This window comes from Ramlibacter sp. bp-362 (assembly GCF_054956735.1).
Map to the genome: position 1 here is coordinate 1 of NZ_JBUDXE010000049.1, position 278 is coordinate 278.

At 47.8% G+C, this 278-nt stretch carries 1 protein-coding gene; it reads left to right on the forward strand.

What is annotated here, in order from left to right:
- Positions 1–278: peptidoglycan-binding domain-containing protein (locus ACY0MJ_RS22355; protein ID WP_462640762.1), on the forward strand; the 278-nt coding region annotated here is incomplete at both ends.

Sequence of the window (278 nt, forward strand, 5' to 3'; positions counted from 1 at the left end):
GAGAACTACGCGCTAGCGATTGCGCATTTGTCTGATATGATTAGCCAAAACCGTACTAGCAATGTTGGCTTTGTCACACCTTGGCCAACGGATGATGCCGGTATTAGCCGCCGTCAAGCCCGTGAAATTCAGCAAGCACTACTTAATCGGGGGTATGATATTGGTCAAGCTGATGGCATGATTGGCGATAAAACACGCTATGCGATTCAAGATTTTCAGCGTCAGCAAGGTGTCAACCCTGATGGTCGTGCGGGTATGAAACTCTACCGTATGCTAAT